This is a genomic window from Paenibacillus sp. D51F (assembly GCF_053345695.1).
Genome location: NZ_JBKFAO010000008.1, coordinates 165,168 through 188,676, shown reverse-complemented (window position 1 = coordinate 188,676; position 23,509 = coordinate 165,168). Strand labels below are relative to the sequence as shown.

The 23,509-nt window shown below is 59.7% G+C and carries 17 protein-coding genes and 1 riboswitch; of the genes, 10 read left to right on the top strand and 7 right to left on the bottom strand.

The annotated features are described in order from the left end of the window. Nucleotides 1-57: 57 nt before the first annotated feature. On the bottom strand, nucleotides 58-1,521 hold the full coding sequence (locus ACLBWT_RS16205) for an NAD(P)/FAD-dependent oxidoreductase (protein WP_447664163.1): 1,464 nt from the start codon (nucleotides 1,519-1,521) through the stop codon (nucleotides 58-60). Between the two features lie 48 nt (nucleotides 1,522-1,569). Continuing rightward, nucleotides 1,570-1,669, bottom strand: a riboswitch (purine riboswitch). Nucleotides 1,670-1,959: 290 nt separating this feature from the next. Between ACLBWT_RS16205 and ACLBWT_RS16200 the strand changes: the two genes are divergently transcribed. Continuing rightward, nucleotides 1,960-2,646, top strand: a complete 687-nt coding sequence (locus ACLBWT_RS16200) for a Na-translocating system protein MpsC family protein (protein WP_447664162.1) — start codon at nucleotides 1,960-1,962, stop codon at nucleotides 2,644-2,646. A gap of 108 nt (nucleotides 2,647-2,754) precedes the next feature. Next, complete coding sequence (locus ACLBWT_RS16195) at nucleotides 2,755-3,852, top strand: sensor histidine kinase (protein WP_447664161.1); 1,098 nt, start codon at nucleotides 2,755-2,757, stop codon at nucleotides 3,850-3,852. Here the strand turns inward: ACLBWT_RS16195 and glsA are convergent. Continuing rightward, nucleotides 3,849-4,790, bottom strand: a complete 942-nt coding sequence (glsA, locus tag ACLBWT_RS16190) for a glutaminase A (protein WP_447664160.1) — start codon at nucleotides 4,788-4,790, stop codon at nucleotides 3,849-3,851. The genes ACLBWT_RS16195 and glsA overlap by 4 nt on opposite strands. A 203-nt stretch (nucleotides 4,791-4,993) precedes the next feature. Here glsA and ACLBWT_RS16185 point away from each other — a divergent pair, with 203 nt between their 5' ends. Beyond that, on the top strand, nucleotides 4,994-6,343 hold the full coding sequence (locus ACLBWT_RS16185) for a PDZ domain-containing protein (protein WP_447664159.1): 1,350 nt from the start codon (nucleotides 4,994-4,996) through the stop codon (nucleotides 6,341-6,343). A gap of 46 nt (nucleotides 6,344-6,389) precedes the next feature. Here ACLBWT_RS16185 and ACLBWT_RS16180 read toward each other — a convergent pair whose 3' ends face one another. After that, nucleotides 6,390-7,460 carry a permease gene (locus ACLBWT_RS16180; protein WP_447664158.1) on the bottom strand — a complete coding sequence of 357 codons (1,071 nt, stop codon included), beginning with the start codon at nucleotides 7,458-7,460 and terminating at the stop codon, nucleotides 6,390-6,392. A gap of 181 nt (nucleotides 7,461-7,641) precedes the next feature. Here ACLBWT_RS16180 and selD point away from each other — a divergent pair, with 181 nt between their 5' ends. Both selD and mnmH read left to right on the top strand, forming a co-directional pair. After that, complete coding sequence (selD, locus tag ACLBWT_RS16175) at nucleotides 7,642-8,691, top strand: selenide, water dikinase SelD (RefSeq protein ID WP_447664157.1); 1,050 nt, start codon at nucleotides 7,642-7,644, stop codon at nucleotides 8,689-8,691. Between the two features lie 11 nt (nucleotides 8,692-8,702). Continuing rightward, on the top strand, nucleotides 8,703-9,746 hold the full coding sequence (gene mnmH / locus ACLBWT_RS16170; RefSeq protein ID WP_447664156.1) for a tRNA 2-selenouridine(34) synthase MnmH: 1,044 nt from the start codon (nucleotides 8,703-8,705) through the stop codon (nucleotides 9,744-9,746). Nucleotides 9,747-9,860: 114 nt separating this feature from the next. On the opposite strand, the gene ACLBWT_RS16165 is transcribed toward mnmH, so the two are convergent. The 4 genes from ACLBWT_RS16165 to ACLBWT_RS16150 form a co-directional block, all read right to left on the bottom strand. After that, complete coding sequence (locus ACLBWT_RS16165; RefSeq protein WP_447664155.1) at nucleotides 9,861-10,724, bottom strand: SDR family oxidoreductase; 864 nt, start codon at nucleotides 10,722-10,724, stop codon at nucleotides 9,861-9,863. An 81-nt stretch (nucleotides 10,725-10,805) separates the two neighbouring features. Then, nucleotides 10,806-11,777 (bottom strand): electron transfer flavoprotein subunit alpha/FixB family protein, encoded by a 972-nt coding sequence (locus tag ACLBWT_RS16160; protein WP_447664154.1) that lies wholly within the window; start codon nucleotides 11,775-11,777, stop codon nucleotides 10,806-10,808. A 36-nt stretch (nucleotides 11,778-11,813) separates the two neighbouring features. Then, nucleotides 11,814-12,581 carry an electron transfer flavoprotein subunit beta/FixA family protein gene (locus ACLBWT_RS16155; protein ID WP_447664153.1) on the bottom strand — a complete coding sequence of 256 codons (768 nt, stop codon included), beginning with the start codon at nucleotides 12,579-12,581 and terminating at the stop codon, nucleotides 11,814-11,816. A gap of 33 nt (nucleotides 12,582-12,614) precedes the next feature. After that, nucleotides 12,615-13,199 (bottom strand): TetR/AcrR family transcriptional regulator, encoded by a 585-nt coding sequence (locus ACLBWT_RS16150; RefSeq protein WP_447664152.1) that lies wholly within the window; start codon nucleotides 13,197-13,199, stop codon nucleotides 12,615-12,617. 359 nt (nucleotides 13,200-13,558) lie between these two features. Here ACLBWT_RS16150 and ACLBWT_RS16145 point away from each other — a divergent pair, with 359 nt between their 5' ends. The 5 genes from ACLBWT_RS16145 (at nucleotide 13,559) to ACLBWT_RS16125 (ending at nucleotide 23,509) form a co-directional block, all read left to right on the top strand. Continuing rightward, on the top strand, nucleotides 13,559-15,826 hold the full coding sequence (locus ACLBWT_RS16145; RefSeq protein ID WP_447664151.1) for a heterodisulfide reductase-related iron-sulfur binding cluster: 2,268 nt from the start codon (nucleotides 13,559-13,561) through the stop codon (nucleotides 15,824-15,826). Between the two features lie 157 nt (nucleotides 15,827-15,983). Then, nucleotides 15,984-18,383: a 3-hydroxyacyl-CoA dehydrogenase NAD-binding domain-containing protein gene (locus tag ACLBWT_RS16140; protein WP_447664150.1), complete on the top strand. Its 2,400-nt coding sequence runs from the start codon at nucleotides 15,984-15,986 to the stop codon at nucleotides 18,381-18,383. 293 nt (nucleotides 18,384-18,676) lie between these two features. Beyond that, nucleotides 18,677-19,861, top strand: a complete 1,185-nt coding sequence (locus ACLBWT_RS16135) for an acetyl-CoA C-acetyltransferase (protein ID WP_447664149.1) — start codon at nucleotides 18,677-18,679, stop codon at nucleotides 19,859-19,861. A gap of 146 nt (nucleotides 19,862-20,007) precedes the next feature. After that, nucleotides 20,008-21,792: an acyl-CoA dehydrogenase family protein gene (locus ACLBWT_RS16130; RefSeq protein WP_447664148.1), complete on the top strand. Its 1,785-nt coding sequence runs from the start codon at nucleotides 20,008-20,010 to the stop codon at nucleotides 21,790-21,792. A 25-nt stretch (nucleotides 21,793-21,817) separates the two neighbouring features. Beyond that, nucleotides 21,818-23,509, top strand: a complete 1,692-nt coding sequence (locus ACLBWT_RS16125) for an AMP-binding protein (protein ID WP_447664246.1) — start codon at nucleotides 21,818-21,820, stop codon at nucleotides 23,507-23,509.

Below are 23,509 nucleotides of genomic sequence, written 5' to 3'. Positions count from 1 at the left end.
GGATAGGCAAAAAGGAAGGCAGACCGGATTTCCGGTCTGCCTTTTTTGATCTGGTTCTCAGGACAGCGCAGCTGCCGGAGCGGAGGCCGTACCGATCCGCTCCAGCATGGAGCGGGCGATCCAGACGCCTGCGGCGCCAGCCTGAGCCAGTCCGCGCGTAATGCCGGCTCCGTCGCCACCGCAGTACAAGCCGCGGATTTCCGTCTCAAGCCTCGTATCGAGCTTCGGCCGGGCGGAGTAGAACTTGGCTTCGACACCGTAGAACAGCGTGTGCTCCGAAGCAATGCCGGGTGTTACTTTCTCGAGCGCTTCGACCATCTCGATCAGGCTGCGCATCGTGTTGTAAGGCAGCACGAGTCCGAGATCGCCGGGAACGGCTTCCTTCAAGGTCGGCTCCAGAAACCCTTCGGCGATGCGGCTTGGCGTCGAGCGGCGGCCGCGGATGATATCTCCGTATTTCTGGACGATGACGCCGCCGCTTGAGAGATCGTTCGCACGCTTGCATATTTCCCGCGCATATTCATTCGGCTTGTCGAACGGCTCCGTGAACGTATGGGAGACGAGCAGCGCGAAGTTGGTATTCGGGGATCCGAGGCTCGGGTCCTTGTAGGAATGGCCGTTGGCGGCCATGACGCCGCTGTGGTTCTCGACGACGACATGTCCGGAAGGGTTGCTGCAGAACGTGCGCACCCGGGTGCCGACCGATGTGTTGAAGACGAATTTGCCTTCATACAGATGCTCGTTGATTTCCCGCATGACGACATCGGAGGTTTCCACCCTGACCCCGACATCGACCTGGTTGTTGTACATTTTGAGCCTGCGGCGCTTGAGCACCGACGTCAGCCAGGACGATCCGTCGCGGCCAGGAGCGATCATGACAAGCTCCGCTTCGTGCGTGACCCCGTTTTTGAGCGAGATCCCCGTGACGCGATGCAATCCGTCCTGCTTCTCGGTCACGATGTCCTCGACTTCGGTCTTGAACGACATCTCGATGCGCGTTTTCAAATATTCATAAATGGACTTGAGGATGTCCAGGTTCTGCTCGGTGCCCAGATGCCGGACTTCTGCACGCAGCAGCTTGAGTCCGGCGGCATAGCCGCGCTGCTCGATGCTTCGGATCGTATCCGTCGTAGGATCGGTGATGGCGGTTGTCGCTCCGTGCTGCAGGTTGATGCGGTCCACATAGCGGATCAGCTCCAGAACTTTGGAGGGGGCGAGGTAATCTGTCAGCCAGCCTCCGAATTCGGTCGTAATGTTGAATTTGCCGTCGCTGTAAGCGCCTGCGCCGCCGAAGCCGGCGGTTATGGAGCAAGCCGGCAGACAACCGGCGAAGTCTTTTTTGCCTGCCGCTGGCGGGCAAAGCTGGATCTTTTCTTCCAGTATGGGACAGCTGCGGCGATAAATATCATGGCCTTTGTCCACAATCAGAACTTTCAGTCCCGGATGCTGCAGCGTCAGCTCATAGCTGGCAAAAATGCCGGCGGGTCCGGCGCCAACGACAATCACGTCATATTTTCCCATCCTAATCATCCTCCCGGCTTCATCAAAAAATCCCGGCTGCAAACGGGTATGCGAAAGCATCCCGTTCGTAGCCAGGAATTTGAGGTTCCTTGTAGAGACCCCCGAACCTTATTATCGGGGATATACGAACGCGCCGGGTAAGGCGACAAATGAAATGGTAACCGAGAAGAACGTATGTGTCAACGTTTCCGTATAAAATTATTCGCGAATGAGTCGTAATGTTACCCACAGTAGTGTATTTTGTGAAATTATATGATCAAAACACGAACGTTCCTGAAACGACGAGGGGTATTCACGCCTATTGCAAAATAAGCAAGGACAGGAACCGAGCGGTCATTCTGTCGATAAGCATCTCTATCAATCGATGGCATTATATGCTATAATGGCGACGTCCAAGTTCAAATCGTTTCTGATACTAGCTAAAAGGATGACTATAGGTTGGAGAACCGTGCCGCTCTGTCCCAATTGACCAGCCAAATGGGCAAATTGCTCCGAGACCGCTTCGGCAAAGGTCCGGAATCGATTTTCGTTTCAAGCAATGAAGTTTGCGTGACCATGCATTTCCGCCAGTTCGTCAGCGTGGTCGAGAAGATCATGCTGCAGCAGAACAAGGACGAGGCTGTCAGGGAAATGCGCCAGCTCGTAATGGATCTCCTCCTGCCGGATTTCAAGGCTCTCGTTCAGGAGTCGCTGGCACTGGAGATTACGGATGTGTATTACGACTGGAACCTGGACAACCACTCCGGAATCATGGTCGGTTTGGTCGACAGCTCCAAATTCGAAGCGCATCAGGAGAAGTACAGAGGCAAGCCGTACATACACGAATCGGTGAGAAGGATATCGGAAGAAGCAGAGAAGCTTCCTGACAAGCTTTACTCGTTCTGGACGAATCCCCGGACGTTGATCGTGTTCCGGTCCGGCATTCTGATCAAGCTGGAGAAGGAATTGCTCCGGGCCGGCTACGAGCCGGCGCTTCGCGTAGCGAAGCGCTCGCTGGAAAAATCCATGCTGCTCACGGAAGTCGACTTGAACCGCGCGGTGGGCCGCACCCCCGACGGTCTGTACCTCGACTGGAAGTTCGACAAGGATCAAAGCATTATCGTCTATACGTTTCCAAACGAATAACGGACTTTATGACCAGATATTACGATACGCTGTTCATGAGCCAAGAACCGGCGCCAGGAAGGCGCCTATTCTTGGCTTTTATTTTTTTTCGGGGTGGGCGTGGATGCGATGAAGGAATTAACACATGATCATTCGGCGGAAGAAGAAAATGTCCGCTTGCCGATGGACGCGCTGTTGACGGGAATCTCGAAGCTGATCGATGCCGACGCCTACTTCGTTTCCGAACGTCAAGGGAACGAGGAGCATGTCGCGCACTTGCATCATAAGGGGGAGCCGATCCTGCACTGCGGTCTGAAGGTCGATGAACCGGAAGCGGGAGCCGAAGGGGATACCTGGCTCGGGTTTCATTACTGCGGGCTGCAGGTGAGCCCCGGCGGCAAGGCATCGACGGGGACGCTGGGACTGCTGCGGAGAGAAGCGGCGTTCACCGAGATGGAGAAGGCCGTCCTGCAGATGGCGGCGGCCAGATGGATCCTTCACAAGGAATCCGGACTCGCGGAGGAGAGCCAGGAAGACAAGCGCCGCCTTGAAGCGATGAGTTCCGCCAACGCCGGGCTGGAAAAGGATAAGGATCAGCTCTACGAACTTGGACTTGAGATGATCACTCCTATGACCGGCATTTCCGGCATGGCGGAGCTTCTGGCGGAAACGGAATTGACCGACGAGCAGAGAAGCTACGTCGATACGATTATTGGAAGCAGCGGCTATCTCATTCAGCTGATCCAGCATATGATGGCCAACTCGCGCATGGCCGCCGGTTCCGTCGATCGCCGGATAACGCCGTTCTCGCTTCATGTTCTGCTGGCAGAGCTTGCCGCTGGACTTCATGACGGGCTCAGCCAGCAGCTGCAGCTGAGCTGCTGGCTGGATCCCGAGCTTCCGGTCCGGGTGGTCGGGGACGAGGAGCTGCTTCGCGAGACGCTGATCATCCTTCTCTCGGCAGCCGCCTTCAACGCAGAGCCGGGGACGGTCGGCGCCCGTGTTCATGTGAATTCCCGAAGCATCGGCAACGATATGCTTGATCTGCTCTTCACGATCTGGCATCCCCATGAAGTCGAGAGCCGCATTCAGCCTATATCCGGCGTCAGGGACCGGATCGAGGCGATGGGCGGCGAGCTGTGGTTCGAGCATGACGGCGGAGGCTGCCGCATCCGCTTCACCATCCAGGTAAGGGAAGGCTTGGCAGAAGGCGAGGAAATCGTCTAGAACATGCTCCAGTCGAATTCCCTGGACAGGGAACGAAGCAGATGAACCCCGGCCAGACTGTTGCCATGCGGGTTGAGCGCGGGACCGATGACTCCGATTCCGGCCACGCCCGGCACGAGCGCCAGAATGCCGCCCGATACGCCGGACTTGGCGGGCAAGCCGACATCGATGGCGAATTGTCCGGAGCCGTTGTACATGCCGCAGGTGACCATGAACGTTTTGGCGATCTGCACGTAGCGTCTTGGAATCAAGGCTTGTCCCGTAACGGGATCGATGCCGTCGTTCGCCAGAATGACGGCCATCCTCGCGAGATCGCTGCATGTCACCGAGATGGAGCAATGCCGGAAATAGACTTCCAGAACTTCCTCGACTCCGCCTCGGAGGACACCGTTATCGGTCAGGAAATACGCCATGGACCGGTTCAAGTTGCCGGTTGCGGATTCGGAATAATAGGTGGCATCGTCTACCGACAGATCCGTATTGCCTGCAAGTCCGGAGATGAAATCCAGGATGCGCCCCGCCTTCTCGGCGGGGCTGTTTCCGTTGATCAAGGAAGAGATGACGATGGCCCCGGCGTTGATAAGCGGATTGAAGGGAATTCCAGGCTGCACGAGCTCCAGCTTGAGCATTGAATTGAAATTGTCGCCGGTCGGCTCCATGCCGACTTTGCTGAATACAGCTTCCTCGCCGTTGTCCATGAGAGCGAGTATAAGCGTGAATACCTTGGATATGCTTTGCATGGTGAATCTGGTCCCGCAATCGCCTGCCGAGACGGATCCGCCGTTCATGTCGGCGATATGGATGCCGAGAGTGTCCGGATCCGCCTTGCTGAGCTCGGGAATATAGGATGCGGTCTTGCCGTCTGCCGTGCGGGTGCGGCTATTTTCCAGCCATTGCGGCAGGCCGGCCTGCAGGGCGTTCCAGGTTGCGATATCCATAGGCTGAATCGATCTCCTTGGTGAGCCGGCACCGGTCGGGTCGGCATGTATGGTAGCGAACTCCTTCATTGTATCGGCATTCGCCGGGTCTGTAAAACGACGGATCGGATGCCCGCATTGAATGTATGGCTCCCTCTTGTGTATCCTATTAGAGAAGGAAGACAATGGAAAGTCACACGCAGTCATTTGGGGAGGACGAGGAAATGGGGAAAAGCTCCCGCTGGTACGTGGCATCCCTGATCGCCGCCGCGGTTGTTTCAGTTTCTGGAGAACTGATCTGGCTCGGGGATCCATTGCGGCTGGGCAGCTATTATTGGATGGATCTGATCCAGATCCTGTCCCGCATCGCTGCGGTCATCCCTCTGATGTGGGCAGCCGGCGCTTATTCCTCCTGGCTTCAGAGGGGAAGGAGCTGGCTTGGCGTCATTAATCTCCTCGCCGTTGCCGGAGGCATCCTGACAGGGCTGCTTATTCTTACGCGGCCGGATCGCTTCGCGGCTGCCGCTGCCGCTGCGGCGGCTACCGGCGCTCTCATCCTCATCGACGCTCTTGTGAGCGAGCGCGCAAGACGGGGAGGCTTCCCATGGAGATCGTTGACGACCGCTTTGGCAGCGGCGGCGATCGGAGCGTTTCTTTTTTACCCGACCTCATATGGCGTCACCACTCCGGGATTCACGATGAACATGAACCGGTATGCCCATATCCAAGGCGGAACGGACAAAGGGAGCCTGGAAGGGGTGCTCGTCATCGAGCGTCCGGCTTTTCCGGTGGACTGGATCTACGCCAGGATCTTCCCCCATCTGCATATTGAAAAGAGGGATACGAGCATTTCGCTGGGAGAGATCCAAAGGCAGGTGTTCATCCAGCGGGCAGGCGCCAACGACGTTGGAACCGCTGTCGCGCTCAAGAAGCTTGGACTCGGCCAAGGAGTGGTTCCGACCGGGGTCCAGGTGCTCGCCTTGCTCAAGGAAAGTCCGGCGCAAGGGCGGCTTGAGCCCGGCGATGTGCTGACCAGCCTGAACGGCAAGGAGGTCGGCACGACGGCCATGCTGGCGAAGGTCATGGGCTCCGTGAAGCCGGGCGATACGGTCCGGGTGGGGCTGAAACGGGGCAATGAGGAGGTGTGGGCGGATATCGAGACGAAGGCGAATCCCGAGCAGCCGGGACGCGCGGCATTCGGCATCCAGGTGCAGGACCGGACGCGGGCGGATTTGACGAGAGCGGCCGACTATCGCTCCTATCTCGTGTACCAGGGGGGTCCGTCGCATGGGGCCATGCTGGCTTTGACGGTCATCGATCAGCTGACTCCGGGAGGCATTACGTACGGCAACCGGGTGGCCGGCACCGGCACGCTGGACGGGGAAGGGAACGTAGGGGAAATCGGCGGCATCGAGCAGAAGGCATATACGGTTGCCCGAGCAGGCGCGGATGTGTTCTTCGTCCCGCAAGGCCAGGAGCAGGATGCCCGCAAAGGCAGCGCAACGCTGGAGATCGTTCCCGTCCGCACTCTCGACGACATGCTGTCTTGGCTCAAAGCTCATCCGAGGAAATAAACCGAAAAAGGCCGTCTCCGGGAGACGGCCTTTTGGCATGATTCGGCTATAGGAAGAAGGAGCCGATGATGCCGCTCAGCACGCCGGCGGCGACGACCGACCCGAAGACAAGCCATAATACTTTGGCCGGGAATGCACGGCGGATCATCAGGAGCGACGGCAGGCTGACGGCAGGCAGCGTGATGAGCAGTGCGCCGGCTGCGCTGGCGCCGAAGCCGAGCGAGGTGAAAGCCTGCACGATCGGAATCTCGGCTGCAGTCGGAATGACGAACAGCGTGCCTGCGACAGCGAACAGAAGCAGCGTCAGGATCGTCATGCTTGTCCCTTCGCCGAGGCTCGGGAACAGCCAGGCGCGGGCGGCGCCGAGCAGCAGAACGGCGATGATGTATGCCGGAACGACGTTCAGCAGCATTTGGCCGAGGCTTCGCAGCCAGCGCAGCCAGAACGGACGGTCGTCGTCAGCCGGCACGGCGGAGAGGACCTGATCCTCCGGGATGGCGGCGTCCTTGACGAAGCGGTTCGCGAAGTAGCTCACGCCGAAGGTGATGGCGATGCCGAACAACAGGCGCAGCAGCGTGAACTTCCACGTGAGCACGAACGTCATGAAGATGAGCGTCGCCGGATTCAGCAGCGGATTGCCGAGCCAGAAGGCGAGGGCGGCGCCGGCGGAGACGTTTTTCTTGCGCAGGCCGACAGCGATCGGAGCGGCGCAGCAGGAGCACATCATGCCGGGCAGCGAGGCCAGGCCGCCGATGGCGGTGCTCTTGAAGCTGCGCCCGCCGAGAACGCGGAGCAGCCAGCCTGACGGAATCAGCACCTGGACGAGGGAACCGAGCAGAATGCCGAGCACGGCTGCTTTCCAGACGGCTTTATAATAAGCTTGGGCATAGTCCCATGCGGACTGCCAGGACGGAGACGGAATGCTTTCCGAGCCGCCGGTCAGGATCGAGCTGCCGATCGTATGCTCCGTGATGGCTTTCAACGCTTTTCCGTAATAAGGCCACCATTTTACATATGTCAGACCGGCGACGGCTATCAGGATGAATACGACAGCAAGCCAGACGGCTTTTTTGCCGTTCATCGCCGGACGCGGAAGAGTTCCTTGGGAAGGACTCATGATACAACCTCCTATGATGAAATAGAAAACTTGATTATTATAGCATATCCCGCTATCCGTTCCTCCTTTTTTTTGAGGCGGTATGGCCAGGGAAGCGGAGCGAGGCGCGCCATTTTGGTTTTTGCGCGGCCTTGGCGTATACTTAAGGGAGTAAAGTACTAGCCATCTGGGAGGATGAACCATGCCGGAATCCAATATGATCAAATTGACCTCGCTCTCCACCAAAGGCGGCTGCGGCTGCAAAATCGGACCGTCCGACTTGTCGGAAGTGCTGAGGCAGCTGCCTCCGGCGCTGCCCAACGCCGATCTTCTCGTCGGCCTGGATACGAGCGACGACGCGGGGGTCTACCGGCTGAGCGACGAGCTTGCGCTCGTGCAGACGGTCGATTTCTTTACTCCGATCGTCGACGATCCGTATTCCTTCGGCCAGATCGCGGCTGCCAACGCCATCAGCGACATCTACGCGATGGGCGGGAAGCCGTTGACGGCACTCAATATCGTCGCATTTCCGATCGCGACGCTCGACAAAAGCATCCTCGCCGATATTCTCCGCGGAGCTGCCGACAAGCTTGCGGAAGCAGGCGCGACGCTCGTCGGGGGCCATTCCATCGACGACAAGGAGCCCAAGTTCGGCATGGCCGTCACCGGTCTCGTCCATCCTGGCCGCATCCGCACGAATGCCGGCTCCCGTCCGGGCGACAAGCTCATCCTGACGAAGCCGATCGGGGTAGGCATCTATACGACTTCGATCAAGAAAGACCGGTTGACGGAAAAAGATGTCGCCAAGGTGACTTCCGTCATGGCGGCGCTCAACCGCAAGGCGGCTGAGATCATGGACGGCTACGACGTCCATGCCTGCACCGATGTGACCGGCTTCGGCCTGCTCGGCCATGCTTCGGAGATGGCCAAAGGGAGCCGGGTCGGCCTGAACATCCGACGCAGCGACGTTCCGGTTCTGCCGCGCACCCGCGAGCTCGCCGAAGAAGGCTTCGTGCCGGGCGGAACGAGGAACAACTATGCGCATGTCCAGCCGGCTGTCACGTTCGGCCCGGAGCTCGACGAGCTCGACCGCCTCATCCTGTGCGACGCGGTGACTTCGGGAGGACTCCTCATTTCCGTTGCCGGGGAAAAAGCGGATTCTCTGCTCGGCGAGCTGCTTGCCGCAGGCCTTGAGGCGGCTGTCATCGGAGAAGCGGTCGACGACCATCACGGCATCATCGAAGTATCGTAAGGAGAGATTCCATGTTTCAGGATTTGACCGTGCAAGAGCTGAGAGCGAAGAGGGACTCGGGAGAGCTCGTCATCATCGACGTCCGCTCCCCGTCCGAATACGAGGAGTCCACGATTCCCGGAAGCATCAACATTCCCTTCTTCGACGACCGCGAACGGGCGGAGATCGGCACGCTGTACAAGCAGGCGAGCGTCCAGGAAGCAAAGAAGCGGGGGCTGGAGATCATTTCGGCCAAGCTGCCGGCATTCATTGCGCAGTTCGCGGCCATTCCCCAGAAGAAAGCCTTGTTCTGCTGGAGAGGGGGCATGCGGAGCCGGACGACGGCGACCTTGCTTTCCTTGATGGACATCCACGCTTACCGGCTGTCGGGCGGATTCCGCGAATACCGGCGCTGGGTCGTCGAGACGCTGGCGGAATTCTCCTTCGATCAGCGCGCCTATGTCATTCACGGCAATACGGGGACGGGCAAGACGGCGATTCTGTCCGAGCTTGAACGCCGCGGATTTCCGGTGCTGGATCTGGAAGGGATGGCGGGGCATCGCGGCTCCATCTTCGGCCAGATCGGGATGCGCGCCCACAACCAGAAGACGTTCGAGTCGCTGCTGCTTGAGCGGCTGATCGCCCTGCAGCATTCGCCCTACGTCATTATGGAGGCGGAAAGCCGCCGTATCGGCAAATGCGTGCTTCCCGAATTCCTCATGGAAGCCAAGGAAGCGGGAATTCCGATCCGGGTCGAGCTGCCGATCGAGGAGCGGATCCGGCATATTCTGGAGGATTACCGTCCGGAGGAGCACAAGCAGCAATGCATGGCCGCCTTCCGCGTCATCAAGTCAAGAATTCATACCCCTATCGCGGCGGAAATCGAGCAGAGCATCCTGAACGATGACTTCGGCCGCGCCGCGGAGCTGCTGCTGCGCGCCTATTACGATCCGCGCTACGAGCACGGCTCCGACCGGTATGACAGCGAAAATGAACGGTTCGTGCAGGCCGATTCGGCTGCCGCCGCCCTGGAGCCGATCATCGCGGCGCTCCCGGGAAGCGAAGTTCCGGTCTAGTTGCGCAGGAAAAAGCCCTCGCCGGGCAAAAGCTGGATCACGGCGAGGGCTTTTTTGCGCATGCAGCTGTTCCCGCAATGGCCGTAAGCTCCGAGCTGTAGGCGGGGATTGCATTTAATGATCTTTGCCGCCTTTGCGGGTAAGCTCGGCAAGCCGGTCCCACTGGTCCGCCGTCACCTCAAGCAGGCTGTTGAACTGTCCGGCTCCCTGGAGCCATTCGCCGCCGTCGATCGTGACGACCTCGCCGTTGAGATAAGAGGCGTAGTCGGAGACGAGAAATGCTGCCAGATCGGCAAGCTCTTGCTTGTCGCCCACACGCTTGAGCGGAATGCGGTCCGCCATTCGCTCGGCCAGCTCCGGCGTCGGAGCCAGCCTAGCCCATGCGCCCTCCGTCGGAAACGGACCTGGCGCGATGGCGACCTGGCGGATGCCGTAGCGCGCCCATTCCACCGCCAGCGAGCGGGTGAGCGCAAGCACCCCGGCTTTGGCGGCAGCCGACGGCGCCACGAACCCGGAGCCGGTCTCGGCATAGGTCGTGACGATGTTCAGCATCGTTCCGCCCCTTCCGGCTGCGATCCAGCGCTTGCCGAACTCAAGCGTCGCATAGAAGGTTCCGTGCAGCACGATGTTCAGCACGGCGTCGACGGCGCGGGGCGAGAGCCGCTCGGTCGGACTGATGAAGTTGCCGGCGGCATTGTTGACGAGCACATCGACGCCTCCGAAGCGCTCGTCCAAGGCATCCGCCAATGCGGATATGGAAGCGGGTTCCCGGACGTCGCAGCTTTGGACGAACACGTCATGGCCGGCCTCGCGGAACGCCTCGGCCGCTTCCTGCAGCTTCTCCTCGCGGCGTCCCGCGAGCGCGATGGAAGCTCCATGCATCGCGAAGCCTTCCGCCATCGCGCGTCCAAGTCCGGTCGCGCCGCCCGTCACGAGCACGGTTTTGCCTTTGAGCAGATCGGGTCGAAAAGGTCCCATAACAAGCTCCTCCTTAGGAATGATCCGTATCCATCGAAAAACCCGCCCGTTCTGTCATCATCCGGGCGGGTTCACTTGCGTTTACGCGAGCACTTTGCGGAACTCTTCCGTCAGCAGCGGCACGACTTCGAACAGGTCGCCGACGATGCCGTAGTCGGCGACTTTGAAGATCGGGGCTTCCGGATCCTTGTTGATCGCGATGATGACGCGCGACTGGCTCATGCCGGCCAGATGCTGGATGGCTCCGCTGATGCCGCAGGCGATGTACACCTCCGGCGTGACGACCTTGCCGGTCTGGCCGATCTGCAGCGCATAGTCGCAGTAGCCGGCGTCGCAGGCTCCGCGGGAAGCGCCGACGGCGGCTCCGAGCACATCGGCCAGCTCTTCGAGAGGCTTGAAGCCGTCGGAGCTCTTCACGCCGCGTCCGCCCGAGATGACGATCTTCGCCTCGGACAGATCGACCTTGCCGCCGGCTTTGCGCACGACGTCCTTGACGATCGAGCGGAGATCGGTGGCTGGAGCGTAGTCGCGGTCGACCACTTCGGCCGGCGTTGCGGCCTGGTCGGCAGGCGGAAGGTTGTTCGGCCGGACGGTGACGACGCCGGCGGCGCCGATGAAGGCTTTTTCCTCGAAGGCTTTGCCCGCGTAGAGCGGACGGGTATAGAGAGATCCGTCCGCGGAATCGCTTACAGCAATGACGTCGGAAATTTGGCCGGCTCCGAGATGGGCGGCTACAAGCGGCGCCAAATCCTTGCCTTCCGCGGTATGGCCGAGGAAGACGCGGCCGGGCTTCAGCTCGTCGAGAAGGCCTTGGACGGCTGCCAGATAAGCCGGAGCGTTGTAAGAGGCGAGATCCGGATGATCGACGGCGTAGACTTTGCCCGACACGTAAGCGGCCAGCTCGGAGGCGACCGGAATGATGCCGCTGCCGATGATGACGGCGTCGACAGGAGCGCCGCCAGCGGACTGGTTGGCGGCATGGACGGCTTCAAGCGATACCTGGCGCAATTTTCCTGCGCGGATTTCGGCGATGACAAGAACGGATTGGCTCATGGTTTAACCTCCTTGGATAGGAAAAAAAGGATGGGATCAGATCGCTTTGGCTTCCGTGCGCAGCAGCTCCACGAGGCGCGCGGCCTGCTCGGCCGGCGTTCCCTTGATCAGCTGGCCGGCTCCGCGCTCAGGCGGCAGGGAGAGACTCAGCCGTTTGGTCAGCGGAGCGATGGCGGCGGCGTCGACGCCGAGATCGTCCAAAGTCAACGTCTGGAACGGCTTTTTCTTCGCCTTCATGATATTCGGCAACGACGGGTAGCGCGGCTCGTTCAAGCCTTGCTGGGCAGTGAACAGCGCCGGAAGCGACAGCTCGAGGGATTCCGTGTCGCCTTCGGCATCCCGCTTGACGCTGGCGGCCGTACCGTCGATGTCAAGGCTCGTGATGGAAGCGGCGTGGGGAATGCCGAGACCCGCCGCAAGCCGGACCGCGACTTGGCCTCCGCCGGTATCGACGGAGAAGTTGCCTCCGAGGATGACGTCGTAGGCTTGCTTCGACAGATAGGCCTGGAGCAGGAAGGAAATGCCGGCTTCGTCGGATTCGATGCGCTCGTCGGAGATGAGCACCGCTTCGTCGGCTCCCATCGCCAGCGCCGAGCGGAGCGCTTCGGCTGCGCGGGCCGGCCCGACGGAGACGACGGTTACCGATCCGCCGTGCTTTTCCCGGAGCTGAAGCGCTTCCTCGACCGCATATTCATCGTAAGGGTTGATGACATATTTGACGCCGTCGTCCGAAACCTGGCCGTCCTGGATCACGATCCGTTCTTCCGTATCAAAGGTTTGCTTCAGCAGGCAGAAAATGTTCATCTCGATTTTCCTCCTCGAATGGTTGAATAGGTTTTATTTTTTGAGGCCATGCAGGAAAAATTCGACGGTTTTGTCGACTTGGGCGGTCAGGGAGAACTTCTGCCCGGATATGAGCCAAGAAGATACCGCCTCATCCATCGCTCCGAATATAAGATGCCGGGTCAGCTTGATGTCGAGATTGTCCCGGAACGCTCCTTCTCTCACCCCTTTTTCCAGAATCTGCTCAATGAGCTGGATGTAAGGCCGTACGGCCAGGCCGATCGCCTTGCGCAGCTCCAGCGAGCTCTGCCTCAGCTCGATCTGGGTCACGTACGCGAGATTGATGTTCTGCTCCAGGACGGAGTAGTGGATCTCGCATATGGCGCGCAGAGCTTCGTCGGCAGTCGCCGTATCCTCCAGCCGGGCTTCGAACCGTCCGACCAGATCCCCGAGCCTTTCCTCGAACAAGGAGATCAGGATATCTTCCTTCTTCTTGAAATATAAATAGATCGTGCCGTCGGCGACTCCAGCCTCCTTGGCGATTTTCGACACCTGCGAGCCGTGGAACCCGTTTTCGGCAATGACTTTTTGGGCGGCTTCCAGGATCTGATAATATTTTTCCGGCTTCCTACTTGTCATGATGGCACCTCGGTGGTAGTATTTACGTATGGTGAATGAATGCTCATTCATTTTCTTCATCTTAGGGGATATCACACGGATTGTCAACGATTTATCCGGAATTTAGACGCTTGGGCCGCATCGGCCACGCCGCCTTTCAGAAGGCGGACAATGCTTAGGATAAGAGAAGAAGAGGCAGGATATGTTCCTTCTTATTCCTAGTACTGGAGCGGAGGATTTGGAGACGTATGCAGCCGCGCCGGGACAGCATGATCAGGCGGGATACCACTAAGATTTTTTTGAACCGACAATGTAAGCGCTTCATCTAAAATGCCTGGCGAACGGCCGGCGAAAGGAATTTGCAGAAAGGGTGAGTCGCAATGGCAGGACAGCTGATCAATCTCATCTTGTTTTTGGCTCTGACGGGCTGCGGAGTCTATCTGTTCTACAGGGCGGTCTACCACCGCTGGCTCTATATGAAGCTGGGGAAAAAGACAGCCGTCCCTCTCAAGGGAGAGGGCAGATGGGGCGAGTTCCTCGCTCAAGTATTCGGCCAGACGAAGCTGCTCAAGGATCCGCGCAGCGGCATCATGCATGTCGTCATCTTCTATGGATTCGTCATTCTGCAATTCGGAGCGCTCGACCTGATCATCAAAGGCCTTACGGCAGGCAAGCACCATCTGCCGGTTCCCGGCTACGACTGGTTCAGCCTCATGCAGGAAGCGACCGTATTCGCCATTCTGGCGGCAATGGGTTATGCGGCCTACCGCCGCTACGGCGAGAAGCTCGCCCGTCTGAAGAGAGGGTGGAAGCCGAGCATCGTCGTCTTCTTCATCTTCGGACTGATGGCATCCGTCCTGTTCTCCCTTGCTTTCGAGCGGATCTGGCTCGGCATGGCATTTTCCGGCTACGCGCCGATCACCTCGCTGATGGCCGAAGGCATGCAAGGAATCGGAGCCGGAGCCGCGCATGTGCTGTTCATGGTTTCCTGGTGGGCGCATCTGGCCATCCTGCTCGCGTTTCTCGTGTACGTGCCCCAATCGAAGCATTTCCATATCCTCACCGCTCCGGTCAACATCTATCTGCGCAAGCAGGAGCCGGCCGGAAGGCTGAGCAAGATCGATCTGGAGGACGAGGAAGCGGAATCGTTCGGCGTCGGCAAGATCGAGGAGTTCAATCAGAAGCAGATGCTCGACTTCTATGCCTGCGTGGAATGCGGCCGCTGCACGAATGTGTGCCCCGCATCCAATACCGGCAAGGCGCTCTCTCCGATGCACATGATCGTGAAGCTTCGCGACCACTTGATCGACAAGGGAGCGGCCGTCACCGGCAAATCCCCTTGGGTTCCCGAATTCGCCTTCGGAACAGGAAGCGCCGGAGGAGGCAAGGCGCATGCCTTTGTCCCTCGTTCCGCGGAAATGCCCGGCTCGCTGCTGGAGATGGCCGGAGGAAGCGCGGAGGAGGTGGCGGCCGGCGCGGAAGCATCGGACTCCGTCGCATGGCAGGATCCCGGCGGCGCCATCACGGACATCCGGCCGACGATCGGCTGGCAGAAGGCTTCCTGGCATCAAGAGGAGCGCAGCCCGCAGGAAGTCGAGCTCATCGGCGAAGTCATGACGGAAGACGAGATTTGGGCGTGCACGACCTGCCGCAACTGCGAGGACCAATGTCCGGTCGGCAACGAGCATGTCGACAAGATCATCGATCTGCGCCGCCATCTCGTCCTGATGCAGGGCAGCGTGCCGCATGAAGGCCAGCGCGCGATGCAGAACATCGAGCGCCAAGGCAACCCGTGGGGAATCAACCGCAACGACCGCGTGAAATGGACCGGAGACGTGGAAGGGATCAGCGTTCCGCTCGTCAAGGAAAATCCGGAGTTCGACTATCTGTTCTTCGTCGGCTCCATGGGCTCCTATGATCTCCGCAGCCGCAAGATCTCAAGGGCGGTCGCCCGCCTGCTGAACGAATCCGGCATCCGCTTCGCGATTCTCGGCAACGAGGAGAAAAACTCCGGCGACACGCCGCGGCGCATGGGCAACGAGATGCTGTTCCAGCAGCTGTGCATGGAGAATATCGAGACGTTCCGGAAGTACGGAGTGACGAAGATCGTGACGGCATGCCCGCATACTTTCAACACGTTGAAGAACGAGTATCCGGACTTCGGTCTCGAAGGCGTGGAGGTGCTCCATCATACGCAGCTGTTCGACCTGCTGCTGAAGGAAGGCAAGCTGCAGCCGAAGCATGAGGTCAATGAGCGGATCACCTACCATGATTCCTGCTATCTGGGCCGCTACAACAACGTGTATGACGAGCCGCGCGATGTGCTGAGGGCCATTCCCGGAGTCGAGCTGGTGGAGATGGCGCGCAGCCGCGAGAACGGCATGTGCTGCGGAGCGGGCGGCGGCATGATGTGGATGGAGGAGACGGCCGGCAAGCGCGTCAACCTGGCGCGCACCGAGCAGGCGCTGGAAGTGAATCCGACGCTGATCAGCAGCGCGTGCCCGTACTGCCTGACGATGCTTGAGGACGGCACGAAGCTGAAGGAAGTCGATGACAAGGTGAAGGCGCGGGACATCGCCGAGATTCTCGAGGAAGCCGTATTCGGACGCGGAAGCGCTCCGGCCGGCAGCGAAGGGATGGCCGTATAACGCATGGAGGCAGCCAGAGCCGGCAGCATAAGGGTACGCGCACCTTAGCGGACCGTCCTTTTTATGATCGGCCATGAAGAGGAAGAGAAGCATCCGACCTGGGAAAAGAACCGTTCTTGAAAGCCGCACAAACCTTTATTCAAGGAGGCAAGCAACGATGAGCATTTCGATCCGCAAGGCCGCCGTCATCGGCTCCGGCATTATGGGTTCCGGCATTGCCGCCCATCTGGCCAACGCAGGCATTCCGACGCTGCTCCTGGACATCGTGCCCAAGCAGCTCACCCCCGAGGAAGAGAAGAAAGGCCTGACCGCACAGCATCCGGCCGTCCGCAGCAGGCTGGCGACAAGCGCCATCGCCAAGCTGAAGAAGACGAATCCGGCGCCTCTCTACGATCCGGCCTTCGCGGGCCGCATCACGCCGGGCAACCTGGAGGACGATCTCCACAAGATCGCGGATGTCGACTGGATCATCGAGGTCATCGTCGAGAACCTGGACGCGAAGCGCAGCCTGCTGGACCGCATCGAGCAGCACTGGAAGCCGGGAACGGTCGTAAGCTCCAACACTTCCGGCATCTCCATCAACGCGATGGCGGAAGGACGCAGCGAGCCGTTCCGCAAGTCGTTCATGGGCACTCATTTCTTCAATCCGCCCCGTTACATGAAGCTGCTGGAGATCATTCCGGCGGACGGAACGGATGCGGGGCTTGTGCAAGATATGAAAGCATTCGGAGAAACCGTCCTCGGCAAAGGCGTTGTCATCGCCAAGGACACCCCGAACTTCATCGCCAACCGGATCGGGACGTACGGACTGCTCGTGTCGCTGCAGGAAATGGAGAAGGGCGGCTTTACCGTCGAGGAAGTGGATGCGATCACCGGGCCGGCTATGGGACGTCCAAAGAGCGCCACATTCCGCACGCTTGATCTCGTCGGCCTCGATACGTTCATCCATGTCGCAGACAACGTCCGCCTGAACGTGGACAACGAGGCCGAGCGCAAGGCGTTTACGCCTCCCGCCGCTCTGACGCAGCTCGTCGAGCGTAGCTGGCTGGGCGAGAAATCCGGCCAGGGCTTTTATTTGAAGCGCAAAGGAGAAGGCGGCAAGAGCGAGATCCTGTCGATCGATCTCGGCACGCTGGAGTATACGCCGCAGAAAAAAGCGGCTTCCGGCTCCCTGGAAGCGGCGAAGAGCGTCAAAGGCGCCCGTGAAAAGACGAAGGCTCTCATCGGCGCCGGAGACAAGTATTCAGAGCTGGCCTGGAATATTTTGAAGCAGGTTCTGGTCTATTCCGCCGACAAGGTCGGGGAGATCGCCGACTCCATCCAGGAGATCGACGAAGCGATGAAATGGGGCTTCAACTGGGAGCTGGGTCCGTTCGAGACATGGGATGCCATCGGGCTGGCGAAATCGGTGCAGCGGATGGAGAAGGAAGGCCTCGCCGTTCCGGCATGGGTCAAGGAATGGATCGAAGCCGGCCATGCGAGCTTCTACAAGAAAGACAACGGCAAGCGCTTCTATGTGAGCGGCAGCCAGTATAAGGAAGTGGAAGCCCCTGTTCAAGAGATCGATCTGCGCTCGCTCAAGGAGCAGAACAAGGTCGTCAAATCCAATACAGGCGCCAGCCTGATCGATATCGGCGACGGCGTCGTCTGCCTGGAATTCCATTCCCCGAACAACGCCATCGGCGACGATATCCTGACGATGATCCAGCAGAGCGCGGAGGAAGTCCGGCGCAACTGGAACGGTCTCGTCCTGGCGAACCAGGGCCGCAACTTCTGCGTCGGCGCGAATCTGATGCTGCTGCTCATGGAAGCGCAGGACGAGGAATGGGATGAAGTCGACGAGATCATCAACCTGTTCCAGCAGAGCATGTATAAGCTGAAGCGGCTGGAGAAGCCGGTCGTCGCGGCTCCCCACCGGATGACGCTCGGCGGCGGCGTCGAAGCCTGCATGCCGGCGGACCAAGTCATCGCCGCGGCTGAGACTTATTACGGCCTCGTCGAAGTCGGCGTCGGCCTCATCCCCGCCGGCGGCGGCTGCAAGGAATTCGCCTTGCGCGTCAGCAAGCAGGCCGGGCATCCGGAAGCGGATCTGCTGCCTATGCTCGGCCATGTGTTCGAGACGGTCGGATCGGCGAAGGTATCCTCTAGCGGCCATGATGCCAAGCGGCTCGGCTACCTCCGCACGAACGACCGCATCGTGCCGAACGCCGACCATCTGATCTACGAGGCGAAGCAGGCTGTCCTGCAAATGGCTGCGGACGGCTACACGCTGCCTCCGGAAGAGAAGATCCGCATTGCCGGCGCCGAAGGCAAGGCCGCTCTGCAGCTCGCGGCGATCGGCATGAAGGAAGGCGGCTACATCAGCGACCACGACCTCCTCATCGCCAAGAAGCTGGCGCATGTGCTGAGCGGCGGCGACTTGCCGGCCGGCACGCTCGTATCGGAGCAGTATCTGCTCGATCTGGAGCGCGAAGCCTTCCTCAGCCTGACGGGCGAGCCGAAGACCCAGGCCCGCATGCAGCATATGCTCTCCAAAGGCAAGGCTTTGCGGAACTGAGATATCGCTCGGCACAGGAACGACACATTCGTATGGAATCAAAGAAATCCGGGTTCAAGAGCGATGTGATCGCTCAGGATTCCGGAGGCATTTGGGACGGCTGTGCAGAGAGCGCAGGAATGAAAGTGCCTTGGAGAAGCGGAGCGTTCGCATTTGCAGCCGGATTTCCACATTCATGTGGAATCAAAGAAATCCTGGGGCAAGAGCGATCGGAAGGGCCTTTCATTTCCGGAGTCGGATGCACAGCAAGCTTGAACGTGCAAGCATGCCTGACCACTAAGGAGCGTGAAGTCATGAGAGAAGCGGTAATCGTATCCATGGCCCGGACGGCGATCGGCAAAGGCAAGAAAGGCAGCCTTCGCCAAACCCGCGCGGACGACCTCGGCAAAATCGTGCTGCAGGAAGTTGTCGAGCGGGCGCCGGGGCTCAAGAAAGAAGATGTGGAGGATATCATCATCGGCTGCGCGATGCCCGAAGGGGAGCAGGGGCTCAACTTCGCCCGCATCATGTCGCTGTATGCAGGCTTCCCGGTGACGGTGCCGGCGCTGACCGTCAACCGGTTCTGCTCCTCCGGCCTGCAATCGATCGCCTTCGCGGCGGAGCGCATCATGACCGGCAACGCGGATGTGATGATCGCCGGCGGGGTGGAGAGCATGAGCCACGTTCCGATGACCGGCTTCAAAATTTCCCCGAATCCGAAAATCGTCGACGAATACCCGGAAGTCTATATCGGGATGGGGCATACGGCCGAGCGCGTCGCCGAGAAGTTCGGCGTCAGCCGCGAGGACCAGGACCGCTTCGCCGCCCGCTCCCATGAGAAGGCGGCTGCAGCCATCGCCGCAGGCAAGTTCTCCGATGAGATCGTCCCGGTCGAAGCGGAGCTCAAGTCCATGGAAGACAGCGGCAAAGTGAAAATCGAGAAATTCGTCTTCAACACCGATGAAGGCGTCCGCGTCGATACGACGCCGGATACGCTCGGCAAGCTGCGCCCCGCGTTCAAGCTGAACGGCTCGGTGACAGCGGGCAACTCCTCGCAGATCAGCGACGGAGCGGCTGCGGTCGTCATCATGAGCCGCGAGAAAGCCGACGAGCTCGGTCTGAAACCTCTGGCGACGTTCCGTTCGTTCGCCCTTGCGGGCGTCGAGCCGGAAATCATGGGCGTAGGCCCGGTCGAGGCGATTCCAAAGGCGCTGAAGCGCGCCGGCATTTCCCAGGAGCAGGTCGATCTCTATGAAATCAATGAAGCGTTCGCCTCCCAGTGCCTTCATATCATCCGCGAGCTCGGCATCGACGAGGAGAAGGTCAACGTCAACGGCGGCGCGATCGCGCTCGGCCATCCGCTCGGCTGCACCGGCACGAAGATCAGCGTCTCGCTGATCAACGAGCTGCGCCGCAGAGGCGGAGGCTACGGCGTCGTATCGATGTGCATCGGCGGCGGCATGGGCGCGGCAGGCGTCTTCGAAGTCCATCCCGCTTGAGCAGGCAGACAGCAGGCAAGGGATGCCGCATCGGGGCTTCCAGCCGGCTGAGGCGAAAGAAGCATTCCGCTGCCGGACGCACTGCGATGAGGAAATCCGAAGGCAGCATGGCTCACCAATCCAACCCATTCCAAGGAGCGATTATCATGACGACCAAAAGCAAAGTGCTGGGCGGAAGCTTCATCATCGAGGATATCGACGCGAGCAGCATTGTCATCCCGGAGGAAATAACCGAAGAGCAGCGCATGATCGCCGAGACGACGGAGGATTTCGTCGCGGGCGAGATCGCGCCTTTCGACGAGGCGATCGAGAAGCTCAATTATGAGTTGACGGTCGAAAAGCTGCGCAAAGCCGGAGAGCTCGGCCTGCTGGGAGCAGATGTGCCGGAAGCCTACGGCGGCCTCGGGCTCGACAAGGTCAGCTCGACGCTGATCAGCGAGAAAATGACGAAGGCATCAGCGTTCGCCCTGTCTGCCGGCGCGCATGTCGGCATCGGCACGCTGCCGATCGTCTATTTCGGCAATGAAGACCAGAAGCAGAAGTATCTGCCCAAGCTCTCGACCGGCGAGCTGGTCGCGGCTTACTGCCTGACGGAGCCGTCCTCCGGATCCGACGCTCTCGGCGCCAAAGCGACGGCCGTCCTGAGCGAGGACGGCAAGCATTACGTGCTGAACGGCACGAAACAGTTCATTACGAACGCCGGCTTCGCCGACGTGTTCATCGTGTACGCCAAGGTGGACGGCAAGGACTTCAGCACGTTCATCGTCGAGCGCTCCATGGAAGGCGTGAGCATCGGTCCGGAAGAGAAGAAAATGGGCATCAAAGGCTCCTCGACCTGTCCGCTCATTCTGGAAGACGTCAAGGTGCCGATCGAAAACCTGCTGTGGGAAGTCGGCAAGGGCCATCTGATCGCCTTCAACATCCTCAACATCGGCCGCTACAAGCTGGCCGTCGGCTGCGTAGGCTCCTCCAAGGACGCTATCGAATACTCGGCCAAATACGCGAATGAACGCACCCAGTTCGGCCGTCCGATCAGCAGCTTCCCGCTCGTGGCGAAAAAGCTGGCCGACATGAACATCCGCACGTACGTCATGGAGTCGATGGTCTACCGCACAGCCGGCCTGTTCGACGTCGGGCTCGCCGACGTGGACTATTCCGCTGCCGACGTCGGCTATCAGTCCGCCAAGGCGATCGCGGAATACCAGTTGGAATGCTCCATCAACAAGGTGTTCGCCTCCGAAGGCCTCGACTTCGTCGCCGACGAAGGGGTGCAGATTCACGGCGGCTACGGCTTCACCCAGGAATACCGCGTCGAGCGCATCTACCGCGATTCCCGCATCAACCGCATCTTCGAGGGCACGAATGAAATCAACCGGCTGCTCATTCCCGGCACGCTCATCAAGCGCGCGATGAAGGGCGAGCTGCCTCTCATGCAGAAAGCGATGAAGCTGCAGGGCGAGCTGCTGGAAATGCGCTCCTCGCTCGGCGAGAAGTTCGAGGGCACGCTGGAGCTGGAAGCTCATCTGCTCTCCAACGCCAAGAAAATCTTCCTGATGGCCGGCGCAGGAGCCGTCCAGAAATACCAGATGAAGCTGGATCAGGAGCAGGAAATACTGAGCAACCTGGCCGACATCATGATCTCGATCTTCGCGATGGAAAGCGCCGTTCTCCGCACCCAAAAGCGCATTTCGCTCCAAGGCGGAGCGAAGGCTCAGCTCGGCGTCGACATGACGACCGTATTCGTGCAGGAGGAGTTCGCCCGCATCGCGGAGCTTGCGAAGGAAACGCTCGCCGCCATGGAATCCGGGGATACGCTCCGCACGCAGCTGTCCGTGCTGAAAAAGCTGACGAAGTCGAATCCGGCCAATACGGTGCAGCTGAAGCGCCGCATTGCTTCACGCGTCATCGAAGCCGAGCGCTACGTTCCTTAATCGGGCAGGAAATGGGGTGAACGGCATGTCAAACCGGCCATGGCTCAGCCATTATCCCGCCGAAGTACCGCCGACCTACGACTATCCGGATCAGAACCTGGCGGAATTCCTGGTCCAGACCGCCCGCAAGCATCCAAAGCGCACCGCGCTGGAATTCATGGGAGCCCGCATCTCCTACGAGAGTTTATTGAATCAAACGTACCGCTTCGCGAACGCCATGAACGGGCTCGGTCTCCGCAAGGGAGACCGGGTCGCAGTCATGCTTCCCAACTGCCCACAGGCCGTCATCGCCTATTATGGCGTCCTGCTCGCAGGAGGCATCGTCGTCATGACGAATCCGCTGTATATGCCTCGGGAGCTGGAGCATCAGATGACGGACAGCGGTGCGAAAATCATCGTCACCTTGGATCAGCTCGTCGGCCGCGTGAAGCAATCGACGGCCAAACAGCCGATAGAGCGGATCATCGTCACTTCCGTAGCGGATTATCTGTCCTTTCCGAAAAACCTGCTCTATCCGATCAAGGCCAAAAAGGACGGCACGCCGATTCCTTCCATCGACTATGACGGCGAGGAGCTGATCTCCTTCCGCAAGCTGCTGAAGCAATCGGAGCCCAAGCCGCCCGGAGTGCCGATCGACGCCCGCAACGATTTGGCTCTGATCCAGTATACGGGCGGCACGACGGGCTTCGCCAAGGGCGTCATGCTTACCCATCGCAATCTGATCGCCAATACGATCCAGTCCAAGCTGTGGAACTATAGGGCCGGAGGCCCGGAAGAGCGCTATCTCGCCGCGCTGCCCTTTTTCCACGTCTTCGGCATGACCGTGCTGCTCAACCAGGGCATCCTGAACGGCTCGACGCTTGACCTGCTCCCAAGGTTCGAGATCAAGCAGGTGCTCCGTGCGATCGCCAAAAACAAAGCTACTGTCTTTCCTGGCGCGCCGACGATGTACATTGCCGTCATCAATTATCCCGATATCAGGAATTATGATCTTTCGTCGATCAAAGCCTGCATCAGCGGGGCAGCCTCGCTGCCGCTCGAGGTGCAGGAGAGATTCGAGCAGCTCACGGGAGGCAAGCTGATTGAAGGGTACGGCCTTACGGAGGCGTCGCCGGTCACGCATGCGAACAATATCTGGGAGAAGCGCAAGCCGGGATCCATCGGCATTCCTTTCCCTGATACGGAAGCCAAGATCGTCCATCCCGATACCGGGGAGGACGTCGAGGCCGGCGAGATCGGAGAGCTGATCGTCCGCGGGCCGCAGGTTATGTCCGGCTATTGGAACCGTCCCGAGGATACGGCAGGCACGATCAAGAACGGCTGGCTCTATACTGGCGATCTCGGCCGGATGGATGCGGACGGCTATTTCTTCATCTTGGACCGGCGCAAGGATCTCATCATCGCGGGAGGGTATAATATATATCCCCGCGAGGTGGAGGAAGTGCTGTTCGAGCATCCCGACGTCGAGGAGGCGATCGTCGCCGGCATCAATGACCCTTACCGGGGAGAGACGGTGAAGGCTTATATCGTTCTCAGAAGCGGCGCGCAGGAGGATCCTCAGGCGTTGAAGGCGTTTTGCAAGGAAAGGCTTGCCGCCTACAAAGTGCCCAAGGTGTACGAGTTCCGCGCGGCGCTGCCCAAGACGCTCGTCGGCAAGGTGCTTCGGCGCAAGCTGATCGAGGAAGAGCAGGAGAACGAGAAAACGGCAAAGGATTGA

Excerpts from the sequence above, each read along its gene's own strand:
- ACLBWT_RS16205 (WP_447664163.1), bottom strand. The coding sequence starts at position 1,521 with ATGGGAAAATATGACGTGATTGTCGTTGGCGCCGGACCCGCCGGCATT.
- ACLBWT_RS16195 (WP_447664161.1), top strand. The coding sequence starts at position 2,755 with ATGAAGGAATTAACACATGATCATTCGGCGGAAGAAGAAAATGTCCGC.
- glsA (WP_447664160.1), bottom strand. The coding sequence starts at position 4,790 with ATGGATATCGCAACCTGGAACGCCCTGCAGGCCGGCCTGCCGCAATGG.
- ACLBWT_RS16185 (WP_447664159.1), top strand. The coding sequence starts at position 4,994 with ATGGGGAAAAGCTCCCGCTGGTACGTGGCATCCCTGATCGCCGCCGCG.
- ACLBWT_RS16180 (WP_447664158.1), bottom strand. The coding sequence starts at position 7,460 with ATGAGTCCTTCCCAAGGAACTCTTCCGCGTCCGGCGATGAACGGCAAA.
- selD (WP_447664157.1), top strand. The coding sequence starts at position 7,642 with ATGCCGGAATCCAATATGATCAAATTGACCTCGCTCTCCACCAAAGGC.
- mnmH (WP_447664156.1), top strand. The coding sequence starts at position 8,703 with ATGTTTCAGGATTTGACCGTGCAAGAGCTGAGAGCGAAGAGGGACTCG.
- ACLBWT_RS16165 (WP_447664155.1), bottom strand. The coding sequence starts at position 10,724 with ATGGGACCTTTTCGACCCGATCTGCTCAAAGGCAAAACCGTGCTCGTG.
- ACLBWT_RS16160 (WP_447664154.1), bottom strand. The coding sequence starts at position 11,777 with ATGAGCCAATCCGTTCTTGTCATCGCCGAAATCCGCGCAGGAAAATTG.
- ACLBWT_RS16155 (WP_447664153.1), bottom strand. The coding sequence starts at position 12,581 with ATGAACATTTTCTGCCTGCTGAAGCAAACCTTTGATACGGAAGAACGG.
- ACLBWT_RS16150 (WP_447664152.1), bottom strand. The coding sequence starts at position 13,199 with ATGACAAGTAGGAAGCCGGAAAAATATTATCAGATCCTGGAAGCCGCC.
- ACLBWT_RS16145 (WP_447664151.1), top strand. The coding sequence starts at position 13,559 with ATGGCAGGACAGCTGATCAATCTCATCTTGTTTTTGGCTCTGACGGGC.
- ACLBWT_RS16140 (WP_447664150.1), top strand. The coding sequence starts at position 15,984 with ATGAGCATTTCGATCCGCAAGGCCGCCGTCATCGGCTCCGGCATTATG.
- ACLBWT_RS16135 (WP_447664149.1), top strand. The coding sequence starts at position 18,677 with ATGAGAGAAGCGGTAATCGTATCCATGGCCCGGACGGCGATCGGCAAA.
- ACLBWT_RS16130 (WP_447664148.1), top strand. The coding sequence starts at position 20,008 with ATGACGACCAAAAGCAAAGTGCTGGGCGGAAGCTTCATCATCGAGGAT.
- ACLBWT_RS16125 (WP_447664246.1), top strand. The coding sequence starts at position 21,818 with ATGTCAAACCGGCCATGGCTCAGCCATTATCCCGCCGAAGTACCGCCG.